General features: G+C 71.3%; 25 protein-coding genes and 1 tRNA gene. 13 read left to right on the forward strand and 13 right to left on the reverse strand.

Features of this window, described 5'->3' with window-relative positions; all coding sequences use genetic code 11:
* The first annotated feature begins 11 nt into the window (after positions 1–11).
* Both NUM_RS04675 and NUM_RS04680 read left to right on the forward strand, forming a co-directional pair.
* Positions 12–761, forward strand: coding sequence for an SDR family NAD(P)-dependent oxidoreductase (locus NUM_RS04675; protein WP_207123303.1), 750 nt, complete (start codon positions 12–14; stop codon positions 759–761).
* Positions 762–972: 211 nt separating this feature from the next.
* Complete coding sequence (locus NUM_RS04680; RefSeq protein WP_207123304.1) at positions 973–1,848, forward strand: NAD-dependent epimerase/dehydratase family protein; 876 nt, start codon at positions 973–975, stop codon at positions 1,846–1,848.
* A 146-nt stretch (positions 1,849–1,994) separates the two neighbouring features.
* Here the strand turns inward: NUM_RS04680 and NUM_RS04685 are convergent, their stop codons facing one another.
* Both NUM_RS04685 and NUM_RS04690 read right to left on the reverse strand, forming a co-directional pair.
* Positions 1,995–3,263, reverse strand: a complete 1,269-nt coding sequence (locus NUM_RS04685) for a sensor histidine kinase (protein ID WP_207123305.1) — start codon at positions 3,261–3,263, stop codon at positions 1,995–1,997.
* The gene (locus tag NUM_RS04690) at positions 3,260–3,922 is read right to left on the reverse strand and encodes a response regulator transcription factor (RefSeq protein ID WP_225918332.1); all 663 of its coding nucleotides are present in this window, start codon (positions 3,920–3,922) and stop codon (positions 3,260–3,262) included. The genes NUM_RS04685 and NUM_RS04690 overlap by 4 nt, the downstream gene beginning before the upstream one ends.
* A gap of 96 nt (positions 3,923–4,018) precedes the next feature.
* Here NUM_RS04690 and NUM_RS04695 point away from each other — a divergent pair, with 96 nt between their 5' ends.
* Together NUM_RS04695 and NUM_RS04700 are read left to right on the forward strand one after the other, a co-directional pair.
* The gene (locus NUM_RS04695) at positions 4,019–4,465 is read left to right on the forward strand and encodes a DoxX family protein (protein WP_207123306.1); all 447 of its coding nucleotides are present in this window, start codon (positions 4,019–4,021) and stop codon (positions 4,463–4,465) included.
* Between the two features lie 176 nt (positions 4,466–4,641).
* Positions 4,642–6,618, forward strand: coding sequence for a sialidase family protein (locus NUM_RS04700; protein WP_207123307.1), 1,977 nt, complete (start codon positions 4,642–4,644; stop codon positions 6,616–6,618).
* A 302-nt stretch (positions 6,619–6,920) separates the two neighbouring features.
* Here NUM_RS04700 and aceE read toward each other — a convergent pair whose 3' ends face one another.
* Positions 6,921–9,650 (reverse strand): pyruvate dehydrogenase (acetyl-transferring), homodimeric type, encoded by a 2,730-nt coding sequence (aceE, locus tag NUM_RS04705; RefSeq protein WP_207123308.1) that lies wholly within the window; start codon positions 9,648–9,650, stop codon positions 6,921–6,923.
* Between the two features lie 104 nt (positions 9,651–9,754).
* Between aceE and NUM_RS04710 the strand changes: the two genes are divergently transcribed.
* From NUM_RS04710 to NUM_RS04730, 5 genes are all read left to right on the forward strand, one after another.
* Positions 9,755–10,165, forward strand: coding sequence for a secondary thiamine-phosphate synthase enzyme YjbQ (locus NUM_RS04710; protein ID WP_207123309.1), 411 nt, complete (start codon positions 9,755–9,757; stop codon positions 10,163–10,165).
* 88 nt (positions 10,166–10,253) lie between these two features.
* Complete coding sequence (locus tag NUM_RS04715; RefSeq protein WP_207123310.1) at positions 10,254–11,138, forward strand: hypothetical protein; 885 nt, start codon at positions 10,254–10,256, stop codon at positions 11,136–11,138.
* A gap of 205 nt (positions 11,139–11,343) precedes the next feature.
* Positions 11,344–11,778: a DUF3052 domain-containing protein gene (locus NUM_RS04720; protein ID WP_030444372.1), complete on the forward strand. Its 435-nt coding sequence runs from the start codon at positions 11,344–11,346 to the stop codon at positions 11,776–11,778.
* 242 nt (positions 11,779–12,020) lie between these two features.
* On the forward strand, positions 12,021–12,482 hold the full coding sequence (locus NUM_RS04725; RefSeq protein ID WP_207123311.1) for a peroxiredoxin: 462 nt from the start codon (positions 12,021–12,023) through the stop codon (positions 12,480–12,482).
* Positions 12,483–12,521: 39 nt separating this feature from the next.
* Positions 12,522–12,596: transfer RNA gene (locus NUM_RS04730), tRNA-Val, on the forward strand.
* A gap of 77 nt (positions 12,597–12,673) precedes the next feature.
* Here the strand turns inward: NUM_RS04730 and NUM_RS04735 are convergent.
* From NUM_RS04735 to NUM_RS04775, 9 genes are all read right to left on the reverse strand, one after another.
* A complete protein-coding gene (locus tag NUM_RS04735; protein ID WP_207123312.1) occupies positions 12,674–13,810 on the reverse strand; it encodes a site-specific integrase in 1,137 nt (378 codons plus the stop codon).
* Complete coding sequence (locus NUM_RS04740) at positions 13,810–14,013, reverse strand: helix-turn-helix domain-containing protein (protein WP_207123313.1); 204 nt, start codon at positions 14,011–14,013, stop codon at positions 13,810–13,812. The genes NUM_RS04735 and NUM_RS04740 overlap by 1 nt, the downstream gene beginning before the upstream one ends.
* Positions 14,010–14,294 (reverse strand): hypothetical protein, encoded by a 285-nt coding sequence (locus NUM_RS04745; protein ID WP_207123314.1) that lies wholly within the window; start codon positions 14,292–14,294, stop codon positions 14,010–14,012. Before NUM_RS04745 ends, NUM_RS04740 begins: the two co-directional genes overlap by 4 nt.
* A 119-nt stretch (positions 14,295–14,413) precedes the next feature.
* Positions 14,414–15,979: a replication initiator gene (locus tag NUM_RS04750; protein ID WP_207123315.1), complete on the reverse strand. Its 1,566-nt coding sequence runs from the start codon at positions 15,977–15,979 to the stop codon at positions 14,414–14,416.
* Between the two features lie 45 nt (positions 15,980–16,024).
* Positions 16,025–16,204, reverse strand: coding sequence for a hypothetical protein (locus NUM_RS04755; RefSeq protein WP_030449863.1), 180 nt, complete (start codon positions 16,202–16,204; stop codon positions 16,025–16,027).
* Positions 16,205–16,246: 42 nt separating this feature from the next.
* Positions 16,247–16,435: a hypothetical protein gene (locus NUM_RS04760; protein WP_207123316.1), complete on the reverse strand. Its 189-nt coding sequence runs from the start codon at positions 16,433–16,435 to the stop codon at positions 16,247–16,249.
* A gap of 12 nt (positions 16,436–16,447) precedes the next feature.
* Positions 16,448–17,167, reverse strand: coding sequence for a DUF2637 domain-containing protein (locus tag NUM_RS04765; RefSeq protein ID WP_207123317.1), 720 nt, complete (start codon positions 17,165–17,167; stop codon positions 16,448–16,450).
* A gap of 3 nt (positions 17,168–17,170) precedes the next feature.
* Positions 17,171–18,556, reverse strand: coding sequence for an FtsK/SpoIIIE domain-containing protein (locus NUM_RS04770; protein ID WP_207123318.1), 1,386 nt, complete (start codon positions 18,554–18,556; stop codon positions 17,171–17,173).
* Between the two features lie 582 nt (positions 18,557–19,138).
* Positions 19,139–19,366, reverse strand: a complete 228-nt coding sequence (locus NUM_RS04775; RefSeq protein WP_207123319.1) for a hypothetical protein — start codon at positions 19,364–19,366, stop codon at positions 19,139–19,141.
* A gap of 15 nt (positions 19,367–19,381) precedes the next feature.
* Between NUM_RS04775 and NUM_RS37610 the strand changes: the two genes are divergently transcribed.
* Complete coding sequence (locus NUM_RS37610; RefSeq protein WP_263975104.1) at positions 19,382–19,507, forward strand: hypothetical protein; 126 nt, start codon at positions 19,382–19,384, stop codon at positions 19,505–19,507.
* Between the two features lie 145 nt (positions 19,508–19,652).
* Here NUM_RS37610 and NUM_RS04780 read toward each other — a convergent pair whose 3' ends face one another.
* Complete coding sequence (locus NUM_RS04780; RefSeq protein WP_207123320.1) at positions 19,653–20,168, reverse strand: hypothetical protein; 516 nt, start codon at positions 20,166–20,168, stop codon at positions 19,653–19,655.
* A gap of 172 nt (positions 20,169–20,340) precedes the next feature.
* Between NUM_RS04780 and NUM_RS04785 the strand changes: the two genes are divergently transcribed.
* Genes NUM_RS04785 through NUM_RS04795 form a run of 3 tightly spaced genes read left to right on the forward strand, consistent with a single transcriptional unit; the run spans position 20,341 to position 21,965 of the window.
* Positions 20,341–20,544: a lipid A biosynthesis lauroyl acyltransferase gene (locus NUM_RS04785; RefSeq protein ID WP_207123321.1), complete on the forward strand. Its 204-nt coding sequence runs from the start codon at positions 20,341–20,343 to the stop codon at positions 20,542–20,544.
* A gap of 2 nt (positions 20,545–20,546) precedes the next feature.
* Entirely contained in the window at positions 20,547–21,089 is a 543-nt protein-coding gene (locus tag NUM_RS04790) for a DUF6879 family protein (RefSeq protein ID WP_207123322.1), read from the forward strand.
* 12 nt (positions 21,090–21,101) lie between these two features.
* Positions 21,102–21,965, forward strand: coding sequence for a helix-turn-helix domain-containing protein (locus NUM_RS04795; protein WP_207123323.1), 864 nt, complete (start codon positions 21,102–21,104; stop codon positions 21,963–21,965).
* Positions 21,966–22,345: the final 380 nt, after the last annotated feature.

Consider the following 22,345-nt stretch of genomic DNA (forward strand, 5'->3'; position numbering starts at 1 on the left):
CGGAGGAATGCATGGGTGAGTTGGACGGGCTCGTCGCGGTCGTCACCGGCGGCGGATCCGGCATCGGCAAGGCGTGCGCCGAGGCGTTCGTGGCGGCGGGAGCGAGCGTCGGCGCGCTCGACGTGCACCCCGCGGCCCCGACCGACCGGGTACTGCCGGTGACCGCGGACGTGACCGACAACGCGGCGCTCGTCGCGGCGATGGCCGCCGTCGCCGAGAAGTTCGGCGGCATCGACATCCTGGTCAACAACGCCGGCATCAGCTCGGTCGGTACCGTCGCCGACAACGACGACGCCGAGTGGCACCGCAACCTGGACGTCAACGTGGTCGGGGTGGCCCGCGCCACCCGGGCGGCCCTGCCGTACCTGCGGCGCAGCGGGCATGCCGCGATCGTCAACACGTCGTCCATCGCGGCCACCGCCGGCCTGCCGCAACGCGTGCTGTACTCGGCGACCAAGGGCGCCGTGCACGCGATGACCCTCGCGATGGCGGCCGACTTCGTCGCCGACGGGATCCGGGTCAACTGTGTGGAACCGGGCACCGTCGACACGCCGTGGGTGGCGCGGCTGCTGTCCCGTACCGAGGACCCGGCGGGGGAGCGGGCCCGGTTGCAGGCCCGCCAGCCGATCGGCCGGCTGGTCGCCGCCGAGGAGGTCGCGCGCGCGGTCTGCTACCTCGCGTCGCCGGCGTCCGGCTCGACCACCGCCACCGCGCTGCCGGTCGACGGCGGCATGTTCGGCCTCCGCCTGCCCCGCGGCTGACCGCCGGTACGCCGACCGGCCGGTCGCCGCACCGACGTACCGCGGCGACCGCCGGTGCGGCGCGAGCCGGCGGCGCCGTGCCGGACGTCGCCCCGGCGGTGCCGGCGCTGTGCCCGGGGGTGATCGGGCCTGCGTGCTAGCGTGTTGCCCGGTCGTACCGGGGGTCGGCGCCGCAGCGCCGCCTGCCGGCACCGATGACAGGAGAGAACGCATGCAGGTGTTGGTGACCGGCGGTGCCGGGTTTGTCGGCAGCCGGCTCATCCGCGGGCTGCTGGCCGAGTTCGGCGACATCCACATCGTGTCGGTGGACAACTACTTCACCGGCACCGTCGCCAACCACGTCGACGACGAGCGGGTGGAATACCTGCACGACTCCACGGTCAACGTGCGCAAGCTGTGGGCCGACCGCGGCGGCGACCTCGACGCGGTCTTCCACCTGGGCGAGTACTCCCGCATCCCGCAGTCGTTCGACGAGCCGGACCGGGTGTGGGAGTACAACATGTACGGCACCAAGGAGGTCGTCGCGCTCGCCCAGGAGCACGGCGCCAAACTGGTGTACGCGGGCTCCAGCTCGAAGTTCGGCAACGGCGGGCAGGACGAGAACCTCAACCCGTACGCGTGGATCAAGGCCAAGAACGTCGAGTACATCCGCAACGTGTCCGACTGGTACGGCCTGGACTACGTCGTCACCTACTTCTACAACGTGTACGGCCCGGGCCAGATCACCGACGGCCCGTACGCCACCGTCATCGGCATCTTCGAGCGGCAGTACGCCAAGGGCGAGCCGCTGACCGTCGTCGAGCCGGGCACCCAGACCCGCGACTTCACCCACGTCGACGACATCGTCTCCGGCATCATCACCTGCTACCGGCACGGCAGCGGCGACGGCTACCTGCTCGGGTACGGGCAGGAGCGCAGCCTGCTGTCGGTCGCGAAGCTGTTCGACGCGCCGTACGTGCTGATCCCGGCCCGGCGCGGGGAGCGCACCCAGGGCCAGGCCGACACCTCCAAGGCCCGCGCGCTCGGCTGGCAGCCCACCGTCGACCTGCCCGACTACATCGCCCGCATCACCCGCGACCACGCCTGACCCGGCGCCGCCATCGCGATCGGCGGCCACGCCCGCCCCGCGCCGCCCGCGTGGCATCGGCGGCCGGCGGTCAGCCCTCGGCGTCGACCCCGTGATCGGCGACGACGCCCGATCCGCGGCGGCCGCGTGGCATCGGCGGCCGGCGGTCAGCCCTCGGCGTCGTGGGCCAGGGCGCGGCGATCGCCGTCCCCGGCGTCGGTCGGCTCGGGTGCCACCGGCAGCCGTACCGTGAACGCGGCGCCGCGGCCCGGTTCGCCGGTCGCCTCGATGCGGCCGCCGTGCGCGGTGACCACCTCGCGCACCAGCGCCAGCCCCAGCCCGTACCGGCGGCCGGCGCCGTGCTCGCCGCGGGCGAACCGCTCGAAGATCCGGTCGGCGTGCGCCGCGTCCAGCCCCACCCCGGTGTCGGCCACCGTCAGCAGCACGTGGCGGGCGTCCCGGCGCAGCGCGAGCCGTACCGTGCCGCCCGCCGGGGTGTGCCCGATCGCGTTGTCCACCAGCGCGTTCAGCACCCGGCGCAGCGCCGGCCGGACCCCGTGCACCGGGTACCGGTCGGGCGCGTCCACCACCAGCCGCAGCGACCGGCGCGCCAACCGGGCCTGCTCGGCGGCGGCGACGGCGCGGGCGAGCGTACCCAGCTCGACGGCGGACAGGTCGCCGGCGCCGGGCCCGAACTGCGCCGCGAGCAGCAGGTCGTCGAGCACCTCGCCGAACTGCCGGCTGCCGTCCACCAGTCGCTGCGCCTCCTCGGCCGCCACCGCCGGATCGGTACCGGAGTGCAGCCGCCGGGCCAGCAGCTGCGCCCGGGTGTGGATCTGGGTCAGCGGGGTGCGCAGCTCGTGGCTCGCGTCGGCGACGAACCGCTGCTGCCGGTCCAGCGCCTCGGCGAGCGGCCGGATCGCCCGCCCGGCGAGCCAGCGTCCCACCGCCACGGCGGCGAGCAGCCCGCACAGCTCCGCCACCGCCAGCGCCAGGTAGAGCCGGGACCGCTCCTCCGCCTGGTACCGGAGATCCAGCGTCGCCTGCCGCACCGCGTCACGGTGCCACTCGGTACGCACCAGGTAGTCGACGCCGGCCACCCGGTGCTCGCGCACCAGCACCGGGTGCCGCGCCGACACCGCGGCGAGGTCACCGCGCACCGGCAGCGCGGCCGGCGACGCCGGGGTGCGCCGCAGCGTGTCGCCCTGCCGGGCGAACATCCACACGCACGGCCACGGGTGCGCCACCGACGCGGAGGCCAGCGACGCCGCCAGCTCGCGCCGGCCGTCCGCGTGCTGGCCGCGCACCATCAGCCCCCAGGCGAGGACCCCGACCAGCAGCAGCACCCCGGTGATCACCGCGGCGAACTGGCCGGTCAACACCCACCGGCCGCGTGCCACCAGCCGCCGCTCCGGCGGCGTCGCCGGCCGGCTCACAGCGCCCCCGCCTGGTAGCCGAGGCCGCGCACCGTGCGCACCGCGGCCCGGCCGAGCTTGCGCCGCAGGTAGTAGACGTAGGTGTCCACGATGGACTCCGCGGGCGCGTCGCGGAACACCCGGCGGCGCAGCTCGTCCCGGCGGAACACCTGCTTCGGCCGGGCCGCGAGCAGGTGCAGCAGCTCGAACTCGCGCCCGGACAGCGGCACCTCGCGCCGGGACGAGAGCACCGCGGTCCGCCGCTGCACGTCCAACCGTCCGGTACCCAGCGGCAGCACGCCCGCGGTGTCCTGGTGCCGGCGCAGCAGCGCCCGGACCCGCGCCAGCAGCTCCGCCACCTCGAACGGTTTGACCAGGTAGTCCTCCGCGCCGGCGTCCAACCCGGCGACCCGGTCGGCGACCGTGCCGAACGCGGTCAGGAACAGCGCGCCGGCGGTGACGCCCTGCCGGCGCAGTCGCGCCAGCAGGTCCAGCCCGTCGATCGCGGGCAGCCCACGGTCGATGATCAGTGCGTCGTGTTCGTACCGCAGGGCCCGATGCAGCGCGCGCTGCCCGTCGGCGGCCAGCTCCACCGCGTAGCCCTCGTCGCCCAGCAACTCGACCAGCATCGGTCCGAGTTCGGGGTCGTCCTCCGCCACCAGCAGCCGCGCGCCGTCCACCTGGCGACCCTAGCCCGGGCAGCTCTGAGTGGCTTCTGAGATTTCGCGGTGAAAGTGGCTTTTGAAGGCACTGTCGATGTTGGAGGACCGGACGCCATGGACCGTCACCTGCCCACGATCCGCGCCGTACTGGCGCTCGCCACCCGCCTCGGCCTCGGCGTGGTGTTCGTCGCGCACGGCTGGCAGAAGCTCGTCACCGACGGCGTCGGCGCCACCGCCACCGGCTTCGGGCACCTGGGCGTACCCGCGCCGACGATCTCCGCCTGGTACGCGGCGCTGGTCGAGCTGGTCGGCGGGGTGCTGCTGATCGCCGGGCTGGCGCTGCCGGTGGTCGGCGCCCTGCTGTTCCTGGACATGGCCGGCGCCTTCCTGTTCGTGCACGTCAGCCACGGGGTGTTCAGCGCCGCCGGCGGCTTCGAACTGGTCCTGGTCCTCGGCCTCGCCGCCCTGCTCGTCGGTTTCGCCGGCGGCCCGCTGTCGCTCGACCACCTCATCGCCCGGCGCCGCGGCCGGACCGCGGTGCTGGACCCCGCCGCGGCCTGATTCCCGGGCGAACGGCCCGGCAGCCCGGCGACGAGCCGGTGCCGGGCCGTTCCCCGCCGTACCGGGCGCGGCCCGATGGCGCCGGCCGGGCGGTTGACAGCGCCGACTCGCCCGCCTACCTTCCATTCGAAGACATAGTACGTCCTATGTCTGGTTTCGGCAGGAGGGACCCCGCCATGCCCCAGCCGCTCCCACCGACCCGACGACCCGGCCGTACCCGACGGGTCGTCGTGCTGCTCGCCGCCACCCTGCTCGTTCCGACGCTCGCCCCGGCTCCGGCTCCGGCCTCGGCCCGACCGGCCACCACCGGTCCGAGCGCCACCGGATCCACCACCACCGACCCGGCCGCCGGGTTCGGCCAGCAGGTGCTGTTCCGGGCACCCACCGACCTCGCCCACGGCTGCTACCGGATCCCCGCCGTCGTGCGCAGCGCGCACGGCACGCTGCTCGCGTTCGCCGAGCACCGGCTCGCCAACTGCGGCGACGCCGGCGACATCGACCTGGTCGTCCGGCGCTCCACCGACGGCGGCCGTACCTGGGGGCCGCAGATCCTGGTCGACGCCGGCAACGGCGACACCCACGGCAACCCGGTACCGATCGTGGACCGGCGCACCGGCCGGATCCTGCTGATCAGCACGCGCAACCCGGGCCGTACCGACTCGGCCGGCTGCGCGGTGCCCTGCCCCCGCACCCCGTACCTGCAGTACTCCGACGACGACGGCGTCAGCTGGTCCACCCCGCGTGACCTCGGCGCCCAGATCAAGCGTCCGGACTGGGACTCCTGGTACGCGTCCGGGCCCAACCACGGCATCCAGCTCGTGCACGGCCGGTACGCCGGGCGGCTGGTGTTCGGGGTCAACGCCGAGACCAGCGACGGGCACGGCCACCCGATCGCCAACCATGCTGCGCTGGTGTACTCCGACGACGACGGCGACAGCTGGCACCTCGGTGCCGTCGACACGTACCGGTACCCGGCCGGCGGCAGCTACCCGCAGAAGCCGTCGGAGCTCAGCATCGCCGAACGCAGCGACGGATCGATCTACGTCGCCGGCCGTGAACAGGGCGGTACCGACGTCGGCAACCGCGACCACGCGGTCAGCCGGGACGGTGGCGCCTCGTTCTCGACCCCGTTCACCACGATCCCCGACCTGGTCACGCCGATGGTGGAGGGCTCGGTACTGCGGCTCGCCGGCTCGTCCCGGATGCTGTTCGCCGCACCCGCCGACACCGACCGGCGGCGCTGGATGATGATCCGCTCCTCCTACGACGAGGGCCGCACCTGGGACGACGCCGACCAGGGCAAGCTGATCACCACCGACTGGTCCGGCTACTCCGACCTGGTGCAGATCGGCGCCGAGGAGATCGGCCTGCTGTACGAGGGCGGCACGGTCGACGCCCGCGACGAGATCCGGTTCGCCCGCTTCGACACCGCCTACCTGGGCGACCGTCCCGGACCCGGGCCGGGCACCCCGGACCTGTCCGGCGTGCACGGCGACGCGCACCTGATCGGTCCCTGGGCCGGTACCGGATCCTCCCGGTGCCCGGACGGCGGCGGGTGCGGCCCGACGCTGGTCGACGGCAGGTTCGGCTCGGCCGTCGCCCTGGACGGCACCGACGACTTCGTCCGGGTGCCCTACGACCGGGCCCGGCTGCTCGGTGCCGGCGACTTCACCTTCGGCGCCTGGTTCCGGTACGGCAGCAGCACGGCCGGGCAGGCGATCCTGTGGCTCGGTGGGATGGGCGGCAGCGCACCGCAGGTGTGGCTACGGGCCGAGCCGGGCAACCACCGGCTGATCGCGCTGATGACCACCTCGGCCGGCACCGCCTCGATCGCCAGTACCTCCGCCTACGCCGACCGGGCCTGGCACCACGTGACGCTGGAACGGCAGGCCGGCGCCCTGTCGCTGTACGTCGACGGCACGCGGGTCGCCACCGGCGCCGCGGTGAGCGGCTCGGTCACCCGGACCGTGTCGTACCAGCTGGAGCTCGGTCAGCGGCTCGACAACGGCTACCGGTTCGCCGGCCTGCTGGACGAGGTGCGCCTCTACGACCGCGCGCTGACCGCCGACGAGCGGGCCGCCGTCCGGGCGAACCACCCGGTACCCGACGGCGAGGTGCTGCGGCTCCCGTTCGACCGCGCCGACCCGGACTGACCCAACCGACGCCCGGCCCGTCGACCCGGACCGACTGCCCGGGCCTGCGATCCGCACCGACCGAACCGACGCGCGGCCCGTCGACCCGGACCGACTGCCCCGGGCCTGCGACCCGGACCGGCCGAACCGACGTGCGGCCCGTCGACCCGGACCGACTGCCCGGACCTGCGACCCGGACCGACTGCCCGGGCTGCGACCCCGACCGACCACCCGAACGGGCGACCCGGGCCGGCCGACCGAAGCCGGCGACGAAGACGGCCCGACACCTTCACGGTGCCGGGCCGTCCACTGTGGACAGTGCGTCAGCTGTCGCCGCCGGCCTCCGCCTGCGGGGCCGCGTTCACGTCGTCCAGCTGGTACTTCTTGAACGCCTGCGCCGGTACCTGCGCGTCCACCTCGCCGCGCCGGGCGAGCTGGCGCAGCGCCGCCAGGGTGATCGACTCGGCGTCCACGTGGTAGTGCCGGCGCAGCGCGCCGCGGGTGTCAGAGTGGCCGAACCCGTCGGTACCCAGCGAGGTGAAGTCGGTCGGCACGTACCGCGAGATCAGGTCCGGCACCGCCCGCATGTAGTCGCTGACCGCCACCGCCGGGCCGGCCGCACCGGCGAGCTTGCTCGTCACGTACGGGGTGGCCGCCTCCCGCTCCGGATGCAGCAGGTTCTGCTCCTCGACCCGGTCGGCGTCGCGGCGCAGCTCGGTCCACGAGGTCACCGACCACACGTCGGCCGACACGCCCCAGTCGTCGGCGAGCAGCTGCTGCGCCTTGAGCGCCCACGGCATCGCCACACCCGAGGCGAGCAGCTGCACCTTCGGCCCGTCACCGGCGCCCTGCGCGTACCGGTAGATGCCGCGCAGCAGCCCGTCCACGTCCAGGTCCGCCGGCTGCGCCGGCTGCACGATCGGCTCGTTGTAGACGGTGAAGTAGTAGTAGACGTCCTCGGGGTGCTCGCCGTACATCCGGCGCAGGCCGTCGGAGACCAGGTGCGCGATCTCGTACGCGAACGCCGGGTCGTAGCCGATCACCGCCGGGTTGGCGTACGCCAGCAGCGGCGACTGGCCGTCCTGGTGCTGCAGCCCCTCGCCGTTGAGCGTGGTGCGGCCGGCCGTCGCGCCGAGCACGAAGCCGCGGGCCATCTGGTCCGACGCCGCCCAGAACCCGTCGCCGGTGCGCTGGAACCCGAACATCGAGTAGAAGATGTACAGCGGGATCATCGGCACGCCGTGCGTCGCGTAGGACGTACCGGCGGCGGTGAACGAGGCGACCGAGCCGGACTCGGTGATCCCCTCGTGCAGGATCTGGCCGTTGGTCGCCTCCCGGTAGGCGAGGAACAGCTCCCGGTCGACCGGCGTGTAGGTCTGCCCGTGCGGCGAGTAGATCTTCGCCGTGGGGAACAGCGAGTCCATCCCGAACGTGCGTGCCTCGTCCGGGATGATCGGCACCACGTGCGCGCCGAACTCCTTGTCCTTCATCAGCTCCTTGAACAGCCGCACGATCGCCATCGTGGTGGCGATCTTCTGCTTGCCGGAGCCGGCCGCGAACATGTCGTACCGCTCCGGTTTCGGCTGCGGCATCGCGATCACCGGGTGCCGGCGCTCCGGCAGCGAGCCGCCGAGCTGCTTGCGGCGCTCCATCATGTACTGCCACTCGTCGGACTTCTCGCCGGGGTGGAAGTACGGCGGCAGCACCGGGTCCAGCGCCGAGTCGGGGATGTCGAGGTAGAGCCGGTCGCGGAAGCTCTTCAGGTCGTCGGCCTTGAGCTTCTTCATCTGGTGGGTGGCGTTGCGGGCCTCGAAGTGGCTGCCCAGCGTCCAGCCCTTGATCGTCTTGGCCAGGATGACCGTCGGCTGCCCGGTGTGCGAGGTCGCCGCCCGGTACGCCGCGTACAGCTTGCGGTAGTCGTGGCCGCCGCGCTTGAGGTTCCAGATCTCGTCGTCGGTGTAGTTCTCCACCATCCTGCGGGTGCGCGGGTCGCGCCCGAAGAAGTGCTCCCGGACGTACGCGCCGTCCTCGGCCTTGTAGGTCTGGTAGTCACCGTCCGGCGTCACGTTCATCAGGTTGACCAGCGCGCCGTCCGCGTCGGCGGCGAGCAGCGGGTCCCACTCCCGGCCCCAGATCACCTTGATCACGTTCCAGCCGGCGCCGCGGAACAGGCTCTCCATCTCCTGGATGATCTTGCCGTTGCCGCGCACCGGGCCGTCGAGGCGCTGCAGGTTGCAGTTGACCACGAAGGTGAGGTTGTCCAGCTCCTCGCGGGCGGCGAGGGTGAGCGCGCCGAGCGTCTCCGGCTCGTCCATCTCCCCGTCGCCGAGGAACGCCCACACCCGCTGCTGGCTGGTGTCCTTCATGCCGCGGTTGTGCAGGTACCGGTTGAAGCGTGCCTGGTAGATCGCCCCCAACGGGCCGAGACCCATCGAGACGGTGGGAAACTCCCAGAAGTCGGGCAGCAGCCGCGGGTGCGGGTAGGACGGCAACCCACCGCCCGGATTGCTGAACTCCTGCCGGAAGCCGTCCAGCTGGTGCTCGCTCAGCCGCCCCTCCAGGAACGCCCGCGCGTACATGCCGGGGGAGGCGTGCCCCTGGAAGTAGACCTGGTCGCCGCCGCCCGGGTGGTTCTTGCCCCGGAAGAAGTGGTTGAACCCCACCTCGTACAGGCTGGCCGCCGAGGCGTAGGTCGAGATGTGCCCGCCGACCTCGACGCCCGGGCGCTGCGCCCGGTGCACCTGGATCGCGGCGTTCCACCGGATGTACGCCCGGATCCGCCGCTCGATGTACTCGTCGCCCGGGAACCAGGGCTCCTGCTCCGGCGAGATCGTGTTGATGTAGTCGGTGCTGGTCAGCGCGGGCACACCCACCTGGCGCTCCCGAGCCCGCTCCAGCATGCGCAGCATCACGTAGCGCGCACGCTGCCGGCCGCGGTTGTCCACGACCGCGTCCAGCGACTCGACCCATTCGGTGGTTTCCTCCGGGTCGATGTCCGGAATCTGGCTCGGGAGCCCGTCGCTGATCACCGGGCGCTTGCGTTCCGTGGCCACGGGTCGTCCCTCGTCATCTCTTGTGGAGTCTTCTGCTGCTGCCATCCTGCCTCCGATTCGTGGGCGCCGTCACGCCGGCCCGGCCGGTGGGCGAGGATCGGTGCATGTACTCCCAGGAGATCACCGTCCGCACCGGGGGCCGCCCCACCGTCACCGACCTGACCGACTCCGCGCAGCGGTTCCTGGCCGGCGCCGGGCGGGTCGACGGCCTGCTGCACGTGTTCGTACCGCATGCCACCGCCGGCGTGGCGATCCTGGAGACCGGCGCCGGCTCGGACGACGACCTGCTCACCGCGCTGGACGAGCTGCTGCCCCGCGACGACCGCTGGCGGCACCGGCACGGCAGCCCCGGCCACGGCCGCGACCACGTGCTGCCCGCGCTGGTCCCGCCGTACGCGACGGTGCCGGTCCTGGGCGGCCAGCTGGCGCTCGGCACCTGGCAGTCGATCTGCCTGGTCGACACCAACATCGACAACCCGGTCCGCACCGTACGGTTCTCCCTGCTGCCCGGGTGAGCGCCGGCGCGTTCCGCGAGGTTCGTACCACGGTGCCGGGACCGCATCGGCCGGCCGTCCCTTTTGCGGGGCCTCCTAGAGTGGCGGCGTGTCCATCACTCCCGTGCGGGCCATCGGCTGGCTGGTCATCGCCATCCTGATGACCGTCATCTTCACCGGTGTCGGCATCTTCCAGGCGCACACCTACTTCTCCGGTGAGACCGTCACCGCGCACGTCGACCGGTGCGAGACCCACCGGGTCTACTCGCGGCACGGCAGCCACAACGAGACGAACTGCTACGGCACCTGGAAGACCGCCGACGGCCACGAGCACGACGGCGAGATCCCCGGCGCCGGCAGCTACTCCGACGAGGGCAAGGACGTGCAGCTGCGGGCGCTCGGCGACGACGTCGTCGAGGACAGCACGCTGGGTGCGCTCTGGCCGCTCGGGGTCGCCGTGCTCGGCGTCGTGCTGTCGATCGCCGCCGGCTTCGCGGTACGCGGGGCCCGGCGCCGGTCCAGCGGTGGCTCGTTGCTCGGTGGCCTCGGCCGCTTCCGCCGCCCGCCCACCCAGTACGGCCCGCCGCCCCCGCCGTTCGGCCAGCCGTCCGCCCCGTACCCGCCCTACGGCCAGCCCGGCCCGCCACCGTACGGCCCGCCCGGTCCGTACGGCCCGGCACCCGGCCAGCCGGCGCAGCCCGGCCAGCCCTCCCCACCCGGCCAGTACGGCCAGCCGGGCCAGTACGGCCAGCCTGCGCCGTCCGGGCAGCCGGGCCAGTACGGCCAGCCTGCGCCGTACGGCCCGCCGGGGCCCTACGGTGCGCCACAGCACGGCCAGCCACCGGTGCCCCCGCAGTACGGTGCGCCGCCCCGCCAGGGCGCGCCCGGGCCGGTGCCGGGACCGTACGGCGCCGGAGGTCCGCCGGCCGATCCGACCGCGGCGCCGCCGGCCGGCGGTTACCCGCCGTCGTCGGGCGGGTACCCGACTCGGTAAGGGTGGGGCTCCCCGGGCGGCCGGAGACAGGTTAGTCTCCCGCCAGCCCGTGTGTCCCGCTCCGACCGGTGCCGGGATTCGCCGCGCCGGGACGGCTCGGGGAACGTAACTTGGTCGGTGCGGCACCATTGCGGTGGCGTATGGGACGATCCGCTGCGGCGCCCGATCGGGTGCCACGGGGGCGACGACGAGGAGGCACTCGACTGTGAGCGCGACGGCTGGTCAGGCCGACGGCGTGACGAACGTGGCGGAACGGCTCGGGATCGAGCCGAGCAGCATCGTCACGGAGATCGGCTATGACGAGGACGTCGATGAACAACTCCGCGAGGCGGTCATCGACCGCTGTGGGGAGATCGTCGATGAGGACACCGACGAGGTGGTCGACGTGGTCCTGCTGTGGTGGCGGGAAGACGACGGCGACCTGGTCGAGACCCTGATGGACGCCCGGAGCCCACTGGCCGACACCGGGATGATCTGGCTGCTGACCCCGAAGCCGGGGCGGGACGGCCATGTCGAGCCCAGCGAGATCTCCGAGGCCGTGCGCACGGTCGGGTTCCAGCAGACCAGCAACATCAACGCGGCGCGGGACTGGTCCGGCGCGCGGTTGGTCACGCCGAAGGCGGGTCGCGGCAAGCGCTGACCGGCGAGGCGGTCGCTGACCGGGCGGCCGGGCGTCCGCTGCGCGGCCGGCGGTGGGTCGGTGCACCCGCCGGCGGCCATCGCGGTGTGCCCGCAGTCGGGCTGCCGGCCGGGCCGGCCCCGGCCGGTGGCATGCTGGGCACGACCACCGGCGCCGTGGCGGCGGTACCGTCGGCGCCCGCGCCGGCACCCACCACCGCGCCACCCGCCGTCGGGCAACAGACGAGGAGCGTTCGAGAGCACATGCCGATCGAGGTGGGCGCCCAGGCGCCGGATTTCACGCTGAAGGACCAGAACAACCAGGACGTGGCGCTGTCGGACTTCCGCGGCGACAAGAACGTGCTGCTGGTGTTCTACCCGCTGACGTTCACCGGCGTCTGCCAGGGTGAGCTCTGCGAGCTGCAGGAGAACCTGACGCAGTACCAGACCGACGACGCGCAGGTGCTCGCGGTCAGCGTCGACTCGCCGTACGCGCACAAGGTGTGGGCCGAGCGGGAGGGCTACGACTTCCCGATCCTCGCCGACTTCTGGCCGCACGGCGCCGTGGCCACCGCGTACGGGGTGTTCAACGACGCGGCCGGCATCGCCAACCGCGGCACGTTCCTGATCGACAAGCAGGGCGCGGTGCGCTTCGCCGAGATGAACCTGCCCGGCGACGCCCGCGACCAGGCCGCCTGGCGCAAGGCCCTGGCCGAGGTTGCCTGATCGACCCCGACTGGCGGCGGGTACCCTCGTCGCCAGCCCGGGCGCGTAGCTCAGCGGAAGAGCACTCGCCTTACAAGCGAGGGGTCGCAGGTTCGAACCCTGCCGCGCCCACCACCCGGCCATCAGGCAAGATCGACGTCTTTCGAACAGAATTCGATCTTGCCCAGGCCCTCTGACATCACCGGTTGACATCAACCGTCCTGCCCGAGGGCGTCACCGAGCTTGCGCAGCGCCGCCGCCTGCTCGTCCAACGCGGCGTGCGCGTAGATCGTCATTGTGACGTCGATGTGACTGTGTCCGGCGATGGCCTGCACGATGTGCGGCGGGGTGCCGAGGTCGAGCAGCAGCGTTACGCAGGTGTGCCGCAGGTCGTGAAACCGGGTCGACCCCAGTCCGGCACGGTCCCGAACCGAGTAGAAGTGCCGAGTCAGGTTCCTCGGCTCAATCGGAGTCCCGACAGCGGTGGCGAACACGAGCCCGTTGTCGACCCACGACGATCCAGCCCGCAGGCGGTCCTCTGCCTGCCGCGTGCGCTGCTCGCGTAGCGCGGTGATCACGGGTTGGGGGAGCGGCAGCGTCCGGCGCGACTTCCGGGTCTTCGGGGCCTGATCGAGGAGCTTGCCGGAAGCCCGCACCAGGTTGTGCCGCACGGTCAGGCATTGCTTGCTCAGGTCGATGTCCGACCAGCGGAGCCCGAGCAACTCGCCGCGTCGTAACCCGAGCGTGAGCGCCAGGACGTAGACCGCGTGCCACCGGGTCGGCCGGACCGTCGCGAGAAGCTTTCTCGCCTGCGCGGGTGACAACCCGCTGCCCACGTTGTAGTCAGGCGACTCGACCTGCACCAGCTTTGCCACGTTCCGGACGAGCAGCTCCTCGCGGACCGCGTTCTGCAGGGCGTTGCGCAGCACGGCGTGGACGTACTGGACCATCCGAACCGACAGCCCGCTCCGCTTCTTTGCGTTGAGCAGGGTTCGGACGTCTCGCGGCGTGAGCCGGTCGAGGCGCTTGCTGCCGAGCGCCGGCACGAGATGCACGCGGATCACGGTCTCGTAGCCGGCCAGCGTCGACGCCCGGCGGTTCCGGCCCACCACGTCACGCAGCCAGTACCCGAGGTAACGCTCAAGCGTCCAGGTCTTGACCGCGAGAGGGATGCCCTGCGCAGTCTTGGCCTGCATGTCGACGAGCTTGGCGTGGCACTCGTCGCGGGTCCGGCCGTACACGTACTTGCGTTTGCGGTGACCATCCGGCGTCAGGACGTAGTAGGCAGCTTGGAAGCGACCATCCTTTCGAGGGAAGATCGACCCTTCACCGTTCGCGCGGCGAGCCATCAGGCGGCCTCCTGCTCGAGCCGGTCGATCGTCTCCGTGATGGCCTCTCGTGGTACGAGCCGGCGGCGGCCAATCTTGACCGAGCGCAGCAGCCCACCCGCGATCAAGTCGTACGCGGTGGAGCGGCCAACGCCGAGCAGCCGGGCGGCATCTTCGACACGAAGCAGATGCGGCGGCTCCGAGATGAGGGGTGCGGTGGTCAACTGTCCTCCTTGGGGTGCGGGGTGAGGTAGGCGCGGACGTGGCCGGGGGTTCGGGCACGTCGCGCGGTGAGTTCGTAGCGGTCGCCGGTGGCCACGACGACCAGGGCAACGAAGGTCGAGACGTCTTCCGGGGTGCCGATGAGCCGGATGGACAGCGGCTGTGGTGCAGCCGGCGTCTGGTTGGCCATGAAGTCAGACAGCGTGGCCTGTGCCTTGGCGGCTGCCGCGTGGACCGCCGGGATGTGCGGGTCGAGCTTGAAGAGCGCGGGTTGGGTGGCCATGATTGGCCTCCTTTCGTGACGGTGCGCGACGTTGCGCAGCTGTAATTTGTCGACGGTGCGTGACCGTTGCTTCGTGTGTCCCCTGTGGAGTTGTCAAGATGCGAATGCAGCGCCCAGGTTCAGGCGGCGGTGGAAGCGGCGACGACAACGGGCCGGCGTGACCGAGCAGCGTCGGCGGCGGCGCGGGCGAGTGCCTCGTCGGCGGTGGTCAGCCAGCCGGTACCGACGAAGTGCCAGTCGTTGATGACCAGCGTCGTATCGGTGTTGTGCTGCTCGGCGTCGACCTGGGTGGGGTCGATCGCGGTGGGGCCGGCGGTCGGTACACGGTTCTCCGGTCGACGGGCGGCCCGCAGCGCGCCGAGCGTGGTGGAGTAGCGGCGCGACTTGGTGGAAAAGTGGCCGCCGAAGCCGAGCATGTGCGCCCAGTGCCGCAGCCCGCTATACGGGTGCGCGAGGTCAGGGCGCAGTGACCGGGCCGGGCGACCGAGCCGCCAGCAGGCAGCGACGAGCCGGCCGACGTGGGTGCCGCGGTCGGCCCAGATGCCCACGGTGGACTCGCGCAACCGCCGGGCGTTGATGCCGGCGTCCTCAGCGCCCTTGGTGGCGTACTTGGCGATGTACCCGGCAACGTGTTGCTCGGTGAGCTGGGCGTCGGACAGACCACGCCGAACGACGCGGACGTCTACGTGCCGACCTCGGCCACCGTCACCCCACACGATCGGCCACCCGTCCGGGCGGTCGGGGTGCGATGGCGCCTGCAGGCCGGTCGTGGCGGCGGCGGTGCGCAGCGCGGCGGCCAAGTCGTCGGCGTCGACGAGCCAGCGGCCAGACGGGTCGCGTGGCGGGGGCAGGATCGAGTCCGGATCGTCGCGGTCGTAGCCATCGAGCCGGAACAGCGCGTGCAGGTGGACCACGCCGCGACGTTGGTACTCGGCGACCTTGGCGTACCGGACGCGCAGAGTGCGGGTGTTGCCGAGTTGGCGGCGCAGCGCGGTCATGGTGCGGTCCCACAGCTTCGGTACCAGGTGGTTCCAGACGACCTGGTGGTCGTGGTCGTAGCAGTCCAGGCAGAACGGGGTCCCGACCATTGGGTCGCCGGGTGCGTGCATGCGGGTGCACCACAGTCGGCGGCCGTGCGGGCAGCGCGGCCGGTCGTGGCGGGGACGGCAGCGGTAGCCGGCGGCGCCGGCGTGGGCGGGGCCGGAGTGCACCGGGCCGAAACCGGGCGCGGTGAAGGTCGCGAACACCGCCGGGTGTTCGGTGACGGTCTCTGGGACTTCCTTGCCGCCGCGCAGCCCGGCGGCGATCAGGTGGTACGTGTCGTACCGGTAGGTGTGCGCGCAGGCCGGGCAGACAGTGGCGCGACGGTTCTTGCACGCCGCGTACAGCACGCCATCGGGCAGCGTGGTCGACGAAAACACCGACAGCACTTGCCCGGTAGCCCGGTCGATGGTGGTCGACGAGCCGGACAGTCGGACGGGGCGGGTGCATCCCTGAACGTGGGCCGCCTGATCGAGCCACGCACCAAACGACGGGTCCGTGATCCGGTCGGACAGGCCACGAGCGTCCCCGTTGGCCAACAGGTCGGGGTCAAGTGACAGGCCGGTGAAGTCGGACAGCAGGCCCGCCACGACCGACGCCGAACGCGCGGTGTCTTCATGGATGGGGAGCGTGGTGACGGTCATGACGGGCCTCCTTTCCGAGTCAGTCCCTGACGGGTTCGGGAGCGGTCAGCGGGCGCGGCGGTTGGTGTTCGTTTCGCGGTCCCAGAACGCCGCGCACTCATCACAAACCCGGTCTCCGTCGCGGGTGGTGGTGGCGTAGTAGGTGGAGCAGGCTTGGCAGCACTCTTTGGAGTCCAGCCAGGCGTCGCGGTCCTTGGCGTCCCAGAACAGACGTTCGCGCTTCATCGGGTACTCCTGTCTCTGTGGTTGGCGGTCTACTGAGGACGGTCAGCGGTGGGCGCGGCGGATCGGGAGTCGGGATCGGTCGGACTCCGGTACGCCGTCCGCGCAGTCGGCGCACTCGTCGATCCAGCGGCCGGCGTTGTAACCGGACCGGATCCCGATCGAGGACAGGGACCACATGCGCGCGCCGCAGGTGGTGCAGTGCCGGGGCGGCGGGGAGGTCGTGGTAGCCATCGAGGTCTCCTTTCAGACGGCGGCGCGGTGGCCGTTGTGCGGGGCGCCGGTCAGCTCGACGAGGAGTCGGTCGGCTTGCCCGGCCGTGATGCCGAGCGCGGCGCGTAGCCCATCGCGGTCGACCGTGCGGCCCGCCTTGGCGTAGTCGGCGGCAACGGCGTGAGCGCGGTCGAGCAGTCCGACTGGCAGCGGGGGCAGCGGGACGGTTCGAGCGACCGGAACGACCGGCGCGGGAGCAATCGCTTCGGCCGGGACCGGCGCCGACTCGACAGGACCCGACGGCACGTTGTCCTGTTGTGGCGGAACGGTTTCCGTCTCGGATGCGACCCGTGCGGCGGACGCCGGGCGGGAGAGGAGCATCTTGACCAGGACCAGGAAGGCGGCAGCGGGAAGTCCGGCCATCACCCAGCCCCAGAACGAGAACTCCGCACCGGCGACCTGTGCCGACAGCGACAGCAGGGCAGCCGCACCGATCGCCGCGCCCACGAACCGGCCAGATGCAGTACCGGCACGGCGACGGCGCCGGATCTCCAACCCGAGCGCAATCGACATCAGCTCGAGCACGATCGCGTCGGCCCAGCCGATCCACTCGGGCTGACCGTGCTTGACGGCCAGGTCGTGAACGTGGGTGAAGGAGGCGGCGCCGGCCGTGCAACCGATCACCAGCAGAATCGCGACCTGCATACGTGACTCGGCGCTGCCCGCAGGCCGTTCGGTGTCGGTCGACGCCATGGCTCAGCCCTCCTGCTCGGTGTCGTCGGTGGCGGGAGTCGGTACCGGGTCGCGGCGTGGCTTGAACCGCACGGTGGTCATGGACAGGTCGGAGATGGTCTCGTCGTCGATCCAGGCCCACTTGACCCGGCGCGGCAGCGCACCCTCAGCCAGCAGCCACGACACACCCCGGTTCGCGAGATCGATGTCGGTTGCCGAGTAGCCCTGCCTCGCCCAGCCTTCGCCGAGGATCACGTCGGAGGAGGCGAGGGTGGTGGTGCGGTAGGCGGTGCGCATGCTGAACAGGTCCCGCAGCGAGGTCGGTACCACGTCGGAGGTCGGCCGCTGGGTCGCGAACACCGGGATGATCCCGGCCGCCCGGAAGCGGGACACGATGTCGCGGGCCGCCTTGGCGAACGGGCCATTCGTCGTGCCGATCACAGAGGTGTGGTAGGCCAACTCGTCGATGAACAAGACCCAGAGCGGGATGCCCTCGCCCTCAGCGATCTCGCGAGTGAGCTTGCGTTGCACGCCTGGGAGCTTTTCGAGCAGCGCGAGCCGCCGGTCACCTTCGGCCCGAACCATGTTCAGCACCTCGAGCGCGTCGTCGGGGTCCGCGTAGGCGTAGGCAGTGGCGCGGTCGGCCCACGGGGCGAACTGGACCCGGTTGGGATCAATGAACAGCAGCTCTGCGTCCGGGGACTTGGCCGCATGGCAGGTGATGACCTGCTCACCCGACGACTTCCCGGAGCCAGGCTCACCGGCCAGGAAGATCTGACGCTCGACCATCGAGAGCCGCACCGGGTCGCCGTTCTCGTCCATCCCGATGTGGACCGGGTCCCACATCGAGAGCGCGTCGTGATCCAGGCCGTCCCAACGGATCGCGGACGTGGCGGCCAGCGGGTCACGGCGCACCACATCGACGGTGACCAGATCCGACCGGTTCGGGTCGCGCACGATGCGCACGTCGCGGGACTTGGCAGCGGCCCGCAGTTCCTCGGCGCGGGTGTCGAGCAGCTCGGCGGACTGGCCCGGCTTGCAGACCAGCGTCATGCGCTCCCCGACCGGGGTGGTGCGCACCTTGCGGATGCGGGGCAGCTTGCCGGCGTTGTTCTCGAACCGGACACCGGTCAGGCCGTCCCGCATCTGCCGCACCACTCGGGCACGGGCACGCATCCCTGCCGCCCACAGCAGCACCCGGCCCACCCGGTGACGACGCAGCACCGTGCGCAGACCCACGAGCCACGTATGCGCGGCGGCGATCCGCAGCAGCGCCCGACCGAACGGGTTACCGGCGAGCCGATCGGCACGCTTCCCGATCGTGGGAGCGGCCTTACCCACGGCCGCGTAGAGCAGGCGCAGCACGAGCAACACGGCGAGGATCGAGCCGAGGACCTTGCCGGCGGTCACCGGCGAGCCCAGCCAGTTCCACAGCCTCAGCCACACCCAGACGCCGCAGCCGATCAGCAGCAGCTCGACGCGGAACAGGTACGCCGTGCGGAAGAGCCGGCCGATACCGCGACCCAGCGCGGCAACGAACTCGATCGTGGCCGCAGCACGCGGGAACAGCCGCTCAGCCGCAGTTCCCTGCCGCTCCGTGACGGTCTTGTTTCTGCCGCTCATGACGCCCTCCGAGAACCACGCCGGTCCGGGTCAACCACCCAGGCCGGATCCACCGCGAACAGACCGTCCTGACTTGCGCACGACGGACAGAGCCCGTCCTCTGACAGCGCCATGGGCGCCTCAGCGACCCCGCACTGACCGCACCGGCGGTTCTTGACCCGAGCCGGCGCCTTGACATGCGATGAGCGCTTCACCGTCGACCACCGCCCGACGAACCGGCCCGCCTGCCACTGTCCGAACTGGACAGAGCGGCGAACTCATCGGCATGCTCGGCGTACCAGCGGCGTGCCTGCTCGGCACTGGCCTCCGAGCCCGGGGCGGTACGCAGCAGATCGCGCACAGCCTTGTCGTGCAAACGATCTCGGCGCATCAGCGATCACCGCCCCGAAGGCGCGCAGCCTCGCCACGAGCGCGACGCGCCATCTCCGCAGCCTCGGCCGCGTCTGCGCCCAGTTCGTTCGGCTCGGTCGCGATCCGCTCCGAGACTCGCGCCTTGAGGTCGTAGTACGCGGCGCGCTCCTCTGCCGAGGCACCAGGCTTGGGGATCGAAGCGATCAGTTCGTCGATGTCCCGCGAGATAGACCGCCGCGTCCCCATCAGCGATCACCACCGATGCGCGACCGAGCGACGCCCTTGGTGGTGGACGACACCGACCAGGCGTCGACCGACCATGCACACTCGTCGCACAGCCAGGCACCCGGCGGCATCGCAGACAACGACCCGCAGTTGGCGCAGTAGTCCCAGAATGACCGGTCCTCAGCCCGACTCCGGGCACGGGTTACCGTGGGCATGACAGCCCGACCTCCCTTGTGAGGTGTGGGGTGTTGGAAGACGCGGGACGGGCGATCGTTCTTGGCGGAAGGGACGCCCGCCCCGCGTCGCTCTACTTGACCGGCGACAGCGGCTTCTCGCCGCTCTTGCTCGCCACCTGCGCAGCGGTCATCGGCGCGACCATCTCCCGCGCCTTCAGCGACCACGCGACCTTGTAGCGACCCTGCATGACCTCGGTGACATACGCCCGCGCGGTCATCCCGACGAACTCCACCGGCCGGATCGACTCGAAGCCCGGCAGGCCCGGCGGCGGCACCGGCTGCAGCTCGGACAAGATCTTGACCTTGACCGACTTCGACGGACCCTTGACCGCCGGGTCCGCGTCCATCACGGTCACCTGCCACACCGGCAGGCCGGTCTCCTTGTCGATCTCCTGCCGACCGGTCGACTTGCCGCCCTCGAACTGCATGACCTGCTCGACGTCGGTCGTCACGGCCGCGCCGTGCGCGAATACCAACGAGAAGTCGATCGGCAGCGCGTCCCTGATCATTCGCCCAACTCCTGTCATCACGCCCGAACCGCCTGAGTCCGGGAACAAGAGCAATACTGCGCTGATCGCTGGCGCCATGTCAAGCAATTGCGAGAAATTTCGAGTAGGGTGAGCTTGCCAGGTTCCAATACCGCAGGTCACGCCCCGGTTGCTTCGCAGCGCCGGGGCGATTGCGTGCTCGTGCGCGACGTGCGACCATCGGTGGGTCAGGAGCAAGTACCTTCGTAAATCGGACAGAAGGTGACCGCAGATGTGGGACCTGGAATTCCTCTGGAAGGACGTCCACTCGGGCGGCGGTGGGTGCCCCGCGCTCTACCGCACCGAAGGCGGCTACGTCGTCCAGGGCGTCAAGCTTGACGACGAGACTCGGCAGCAGCTTCGGCAACTCGCCGACAACGAGGACGGCGTGTTCGTACCGGCCAACGTCCTCGACAGGCTGCGGGAGCTGGGTTAGTCATGCGCCCGCTCACCGATGAAGACTTCGCCCGGTCGTTGGCGACGTTCAGCCACACCGCGTTTCGGCTCGAGCTTCAGCCCGTCTACTCCGAGCCGAGCGAGCATGACACCGTCGCGAAGTTCGTCAGCGGCGAGCCTGAGGTACCGACGACGGTCGAGGGGCTCCGGCAGTGGTTCGCTCAGGTCTCTGAGCAGACGGCGGCCGGCAAGCGCATCGAACGGGTACGCGTTCAGGAAGACCCTCCGACCGACTACCAGCGCTGGGAGCGCTGGATCGGTGCGTGGAATATCAAGGCTGGCGAGACGCTTCGCTACATGACGAGGGCCACCGCGCATGGGGTGGGGCTCTTGCCAGCCGCCGGGGACCGCGATTGGTGGTTGCTCGACTCGGATCGGCTCATCGTCATGTACTTCGACGACGCCGGACACCGGATCCGCAACGAGCTGATCACGGACCCCGAGGCTGTGGTGCAGGCGTGCGCGTGGCGGGACCTGGCAGTCCACTACAGCGTTCCGGATCAGGTCCGGGACATCGCCGCCTGAGGAGTACAGCACGTGACACCGATCGAGGAACTACTGACCCAGCCCGGGGGTCTGAGCGACCGCCTGCGTGCACTTCGTACGCAGGCGGGGCTCAGCGGCAAGGAACTCGCCGAAGCCTGCGGCTGGCAGCCGTCGCGCGTCTCGAAGATCGAGAACGGCAAGCAGATGCCCACGGCGGAAGACATCGACACGTGGGCCGAGATCTGCCACGCCGACGCCGAGGCGCGGGAACATCTACTGCGCGCGTTGGTCGAGGCGCAGACCGACCACCGCGACTTCAAGCGGCGAATGCGCCGAGGTCAGGCGGCAGTCCAGAAGACCTACAACGAGCTCGTTCGTGACTCCAAGGTCATCGGGCACTTCGAGACGGCCTGGATTCCGGGCTTGGTCCAGACGCCTGACTACGCGCGCCGAGCCCTCACTGAGATGACCGAGCTGCACGACCTTGATATCAACGACGTCGACCAGGCCGTCGCGGTGCGCATGCAGCGGCAGCAGATGATCTACGACAGCTCGAAGCGGTTCGAGTTCCTGCTTGCTGAGCCTGTGCTGCGCTGGGTTCTTGGCCCGGCGAGCGTGCACCGTGGCCAGCTCGATCGGTTGCAGACCATCATCGGCATGCCGAACATCCGGTTCGGCGTAGTCCCGATGGGCGTTCCGCTGCCGACCGTGCCGCAGAACTCGTTCCAGATCTACGACGACGTGGTGATCGTCGAGACGTTCCTCGGTGAGACCACCTACCGCGACCAGGACGCGCAGCTCTACATCCGAGTCATGGAGCGGCTGTGGCAGGAGGCAGCGACCGGCGAGGATGCCCGCGCGCTGGTGCTCCGGGCCGTCAACGACCTGCCGCCCGATGACGAGGCGAAGCGATGACCTGCCAGCGCTGCGGTGCGACGAATGCGACCAGGTGCGCCGACCCGCTGCTCGATGCGATGAGCCGAGTCACCGCTGAGATCGCACTCTGCCCCGCCTGCTACGAGGAGCGCTCCACCGGGGCGAGCCTCAGCCCGCAGCGCCCGCCGCTCAGCGGCCCGTCGCCCCGTTGAAACTTTCATCACGAGATCAAGGCGGCCCGCACGCGGGCCGCAGCGCCGGCCGCTCGGCCGGCGCCACGCCCACACCTCCGGCGCGGCGCACGCCGCCCGGCAGCCGGCGCCCGAACGACAGCGGCCCGCACCCTCCGTTGATGATCATCAACGAGGATGCGGGCCGTCTGCATGCTGGCCGCACGGTCTTTGCCTCCGGCGGGGGGC

The sequence above is a fragment of the Actinocatenispora comari genome, from assembly GCF_017312725.1.
Lineage (GTDB): Bacteria > Actinomycetota > Actinomycetes > Mycobacteriales > Micromonosporaceae > Actinocatenispora > Actinocatenispora comari.

What these genes read in the sequence shown, in the direction of transcription:
- NUM_RS04675 (WP_207123303.1), top strand. Translation starts at nt 12, where the DNA reads ATGGGTGAGTTGGACGGGCTCGTCGCGGTCGTCACCGGCGGCGGATCC.
- NUM_RS04680 (WP_207123304.1), top strand. Translation starts at nt 973, where the DNA reads ATGCAGGTGTTGGTGACCGGCGGTGCCGGGTTTGTCGGCAGCCGGCTC.
- NUM_RS04695 (WP_207123306.1), top strand. Translation starts at nt 4,019, where the DNA reads ATGGACCGTCACCTGCCCACGATCCGCGCCGTACTGGCGCTCGCCACC.
- NUM_RS04700 (WP_207123307.1), top strand. Translation starts at nt 4,642, where the DNA reads ATGCCCCAGCCGCTCCCACCGACCCGACGACCCGGCCGTACCCGACGG.
- NUM_RS04710 (WP_207123309.1), top strand. Translation starts at nt 9,755, where the DNA reads ATGTACTCCCAGGAGATCACCGTCCGCACCGGGGGCCGCCCCACCGTC.
- NUM_RS04725 (WP_207123311.1), top strand. Translation starts at nt 12,021, where the DNA reads ATGCCGATCGAGGTGGGCGCCCAGGCGCCGGATTTCACGCTGAAGGAC.
- NUM_RS04735 (WP_207123312.1), bottom strand. Translation starts at nt 13,810, where the DNA reads ATGGCTCGCCGCGCGAACGGTGAAGGGTCGATCTTCCCTCGAAAGGAT.
- NUM_RS04745 (WP_207123314.1), bottom strand. Translation starts at nt 14,294, where the DNA reads ATGGCCACCCAACCCGCGCTCTTCAAGCTCGACCCGCACATCCCGGCG.
- NUM_RS04750 (WP_207123315.1), bottom strand. Translation starts at nt 15,979, where the DNA reads ATGACCGTCACCACGCTCCCCATCCATGAAGACACCGCGCGTTCGGCG.
- NUM_RS04755 (WP_030449863.1), bottom strand. Translation starts at nt 16,204, where the DNA reads ATGAAGCGCGAACGTCTGTTCTGGGACGCCAAGGACCGCGACGCCTGG.
- NUM_RS04760 (WP_207123316.1), bottom strand. Translation starts at nt 16,435, where the DNA reads ATGGCTACCACGACCTCCCCGCCGCCCCGGCACTGCACCACCTGCGGC.
- NUM_RS04765 (WP_207123317.1), bottom strand. Translation starts at nt 17,167, where the DNA reads ATGGCGTCGACCGACACCGAACGGCCTGCGGGCAGCGCCGAGTCACGT.
- NUM_RS04775 (WP_207123319.1), bottom strand. Translation starts at nt 19,366, where the DNA reads ATGGGGACGCGGCGGTCTATCTCGCGGGACATCGACGAACTGATCGCT.
- NUM_RS37610 (WP_263975104.1), top strand. Translation starts at nt 19,382, where the DNA reads ATGCGCGACCGAGCGACGCCCTTGGTGGTGGACGACACCGACCAGGCG.
- NUM_RS04780 (WP_207123320.1), bottom strand. Translation starts at nt 20,168, where the DNA reads ATGGCGCCAGCGATCAGCGCAGTATTGCTCTTGTTCCCGGACTCAGGC.
- NUM_RS04785 (WP_207123321.1), top strand. Translation starts at nt 20,341, where the DNA reads ATGTGGGACCTGGAATTCCTCTGGAAGGACGTCCACTCGGGCGGCGGT.
- NUM_RS04790 (WP_207123322.1), top strand. Translation starts at nt 20,547, where the DNA reads ATGCGCCCGCTCACCGATGAAGACTTCGCCCGGTCGTTGGCGACGTTC.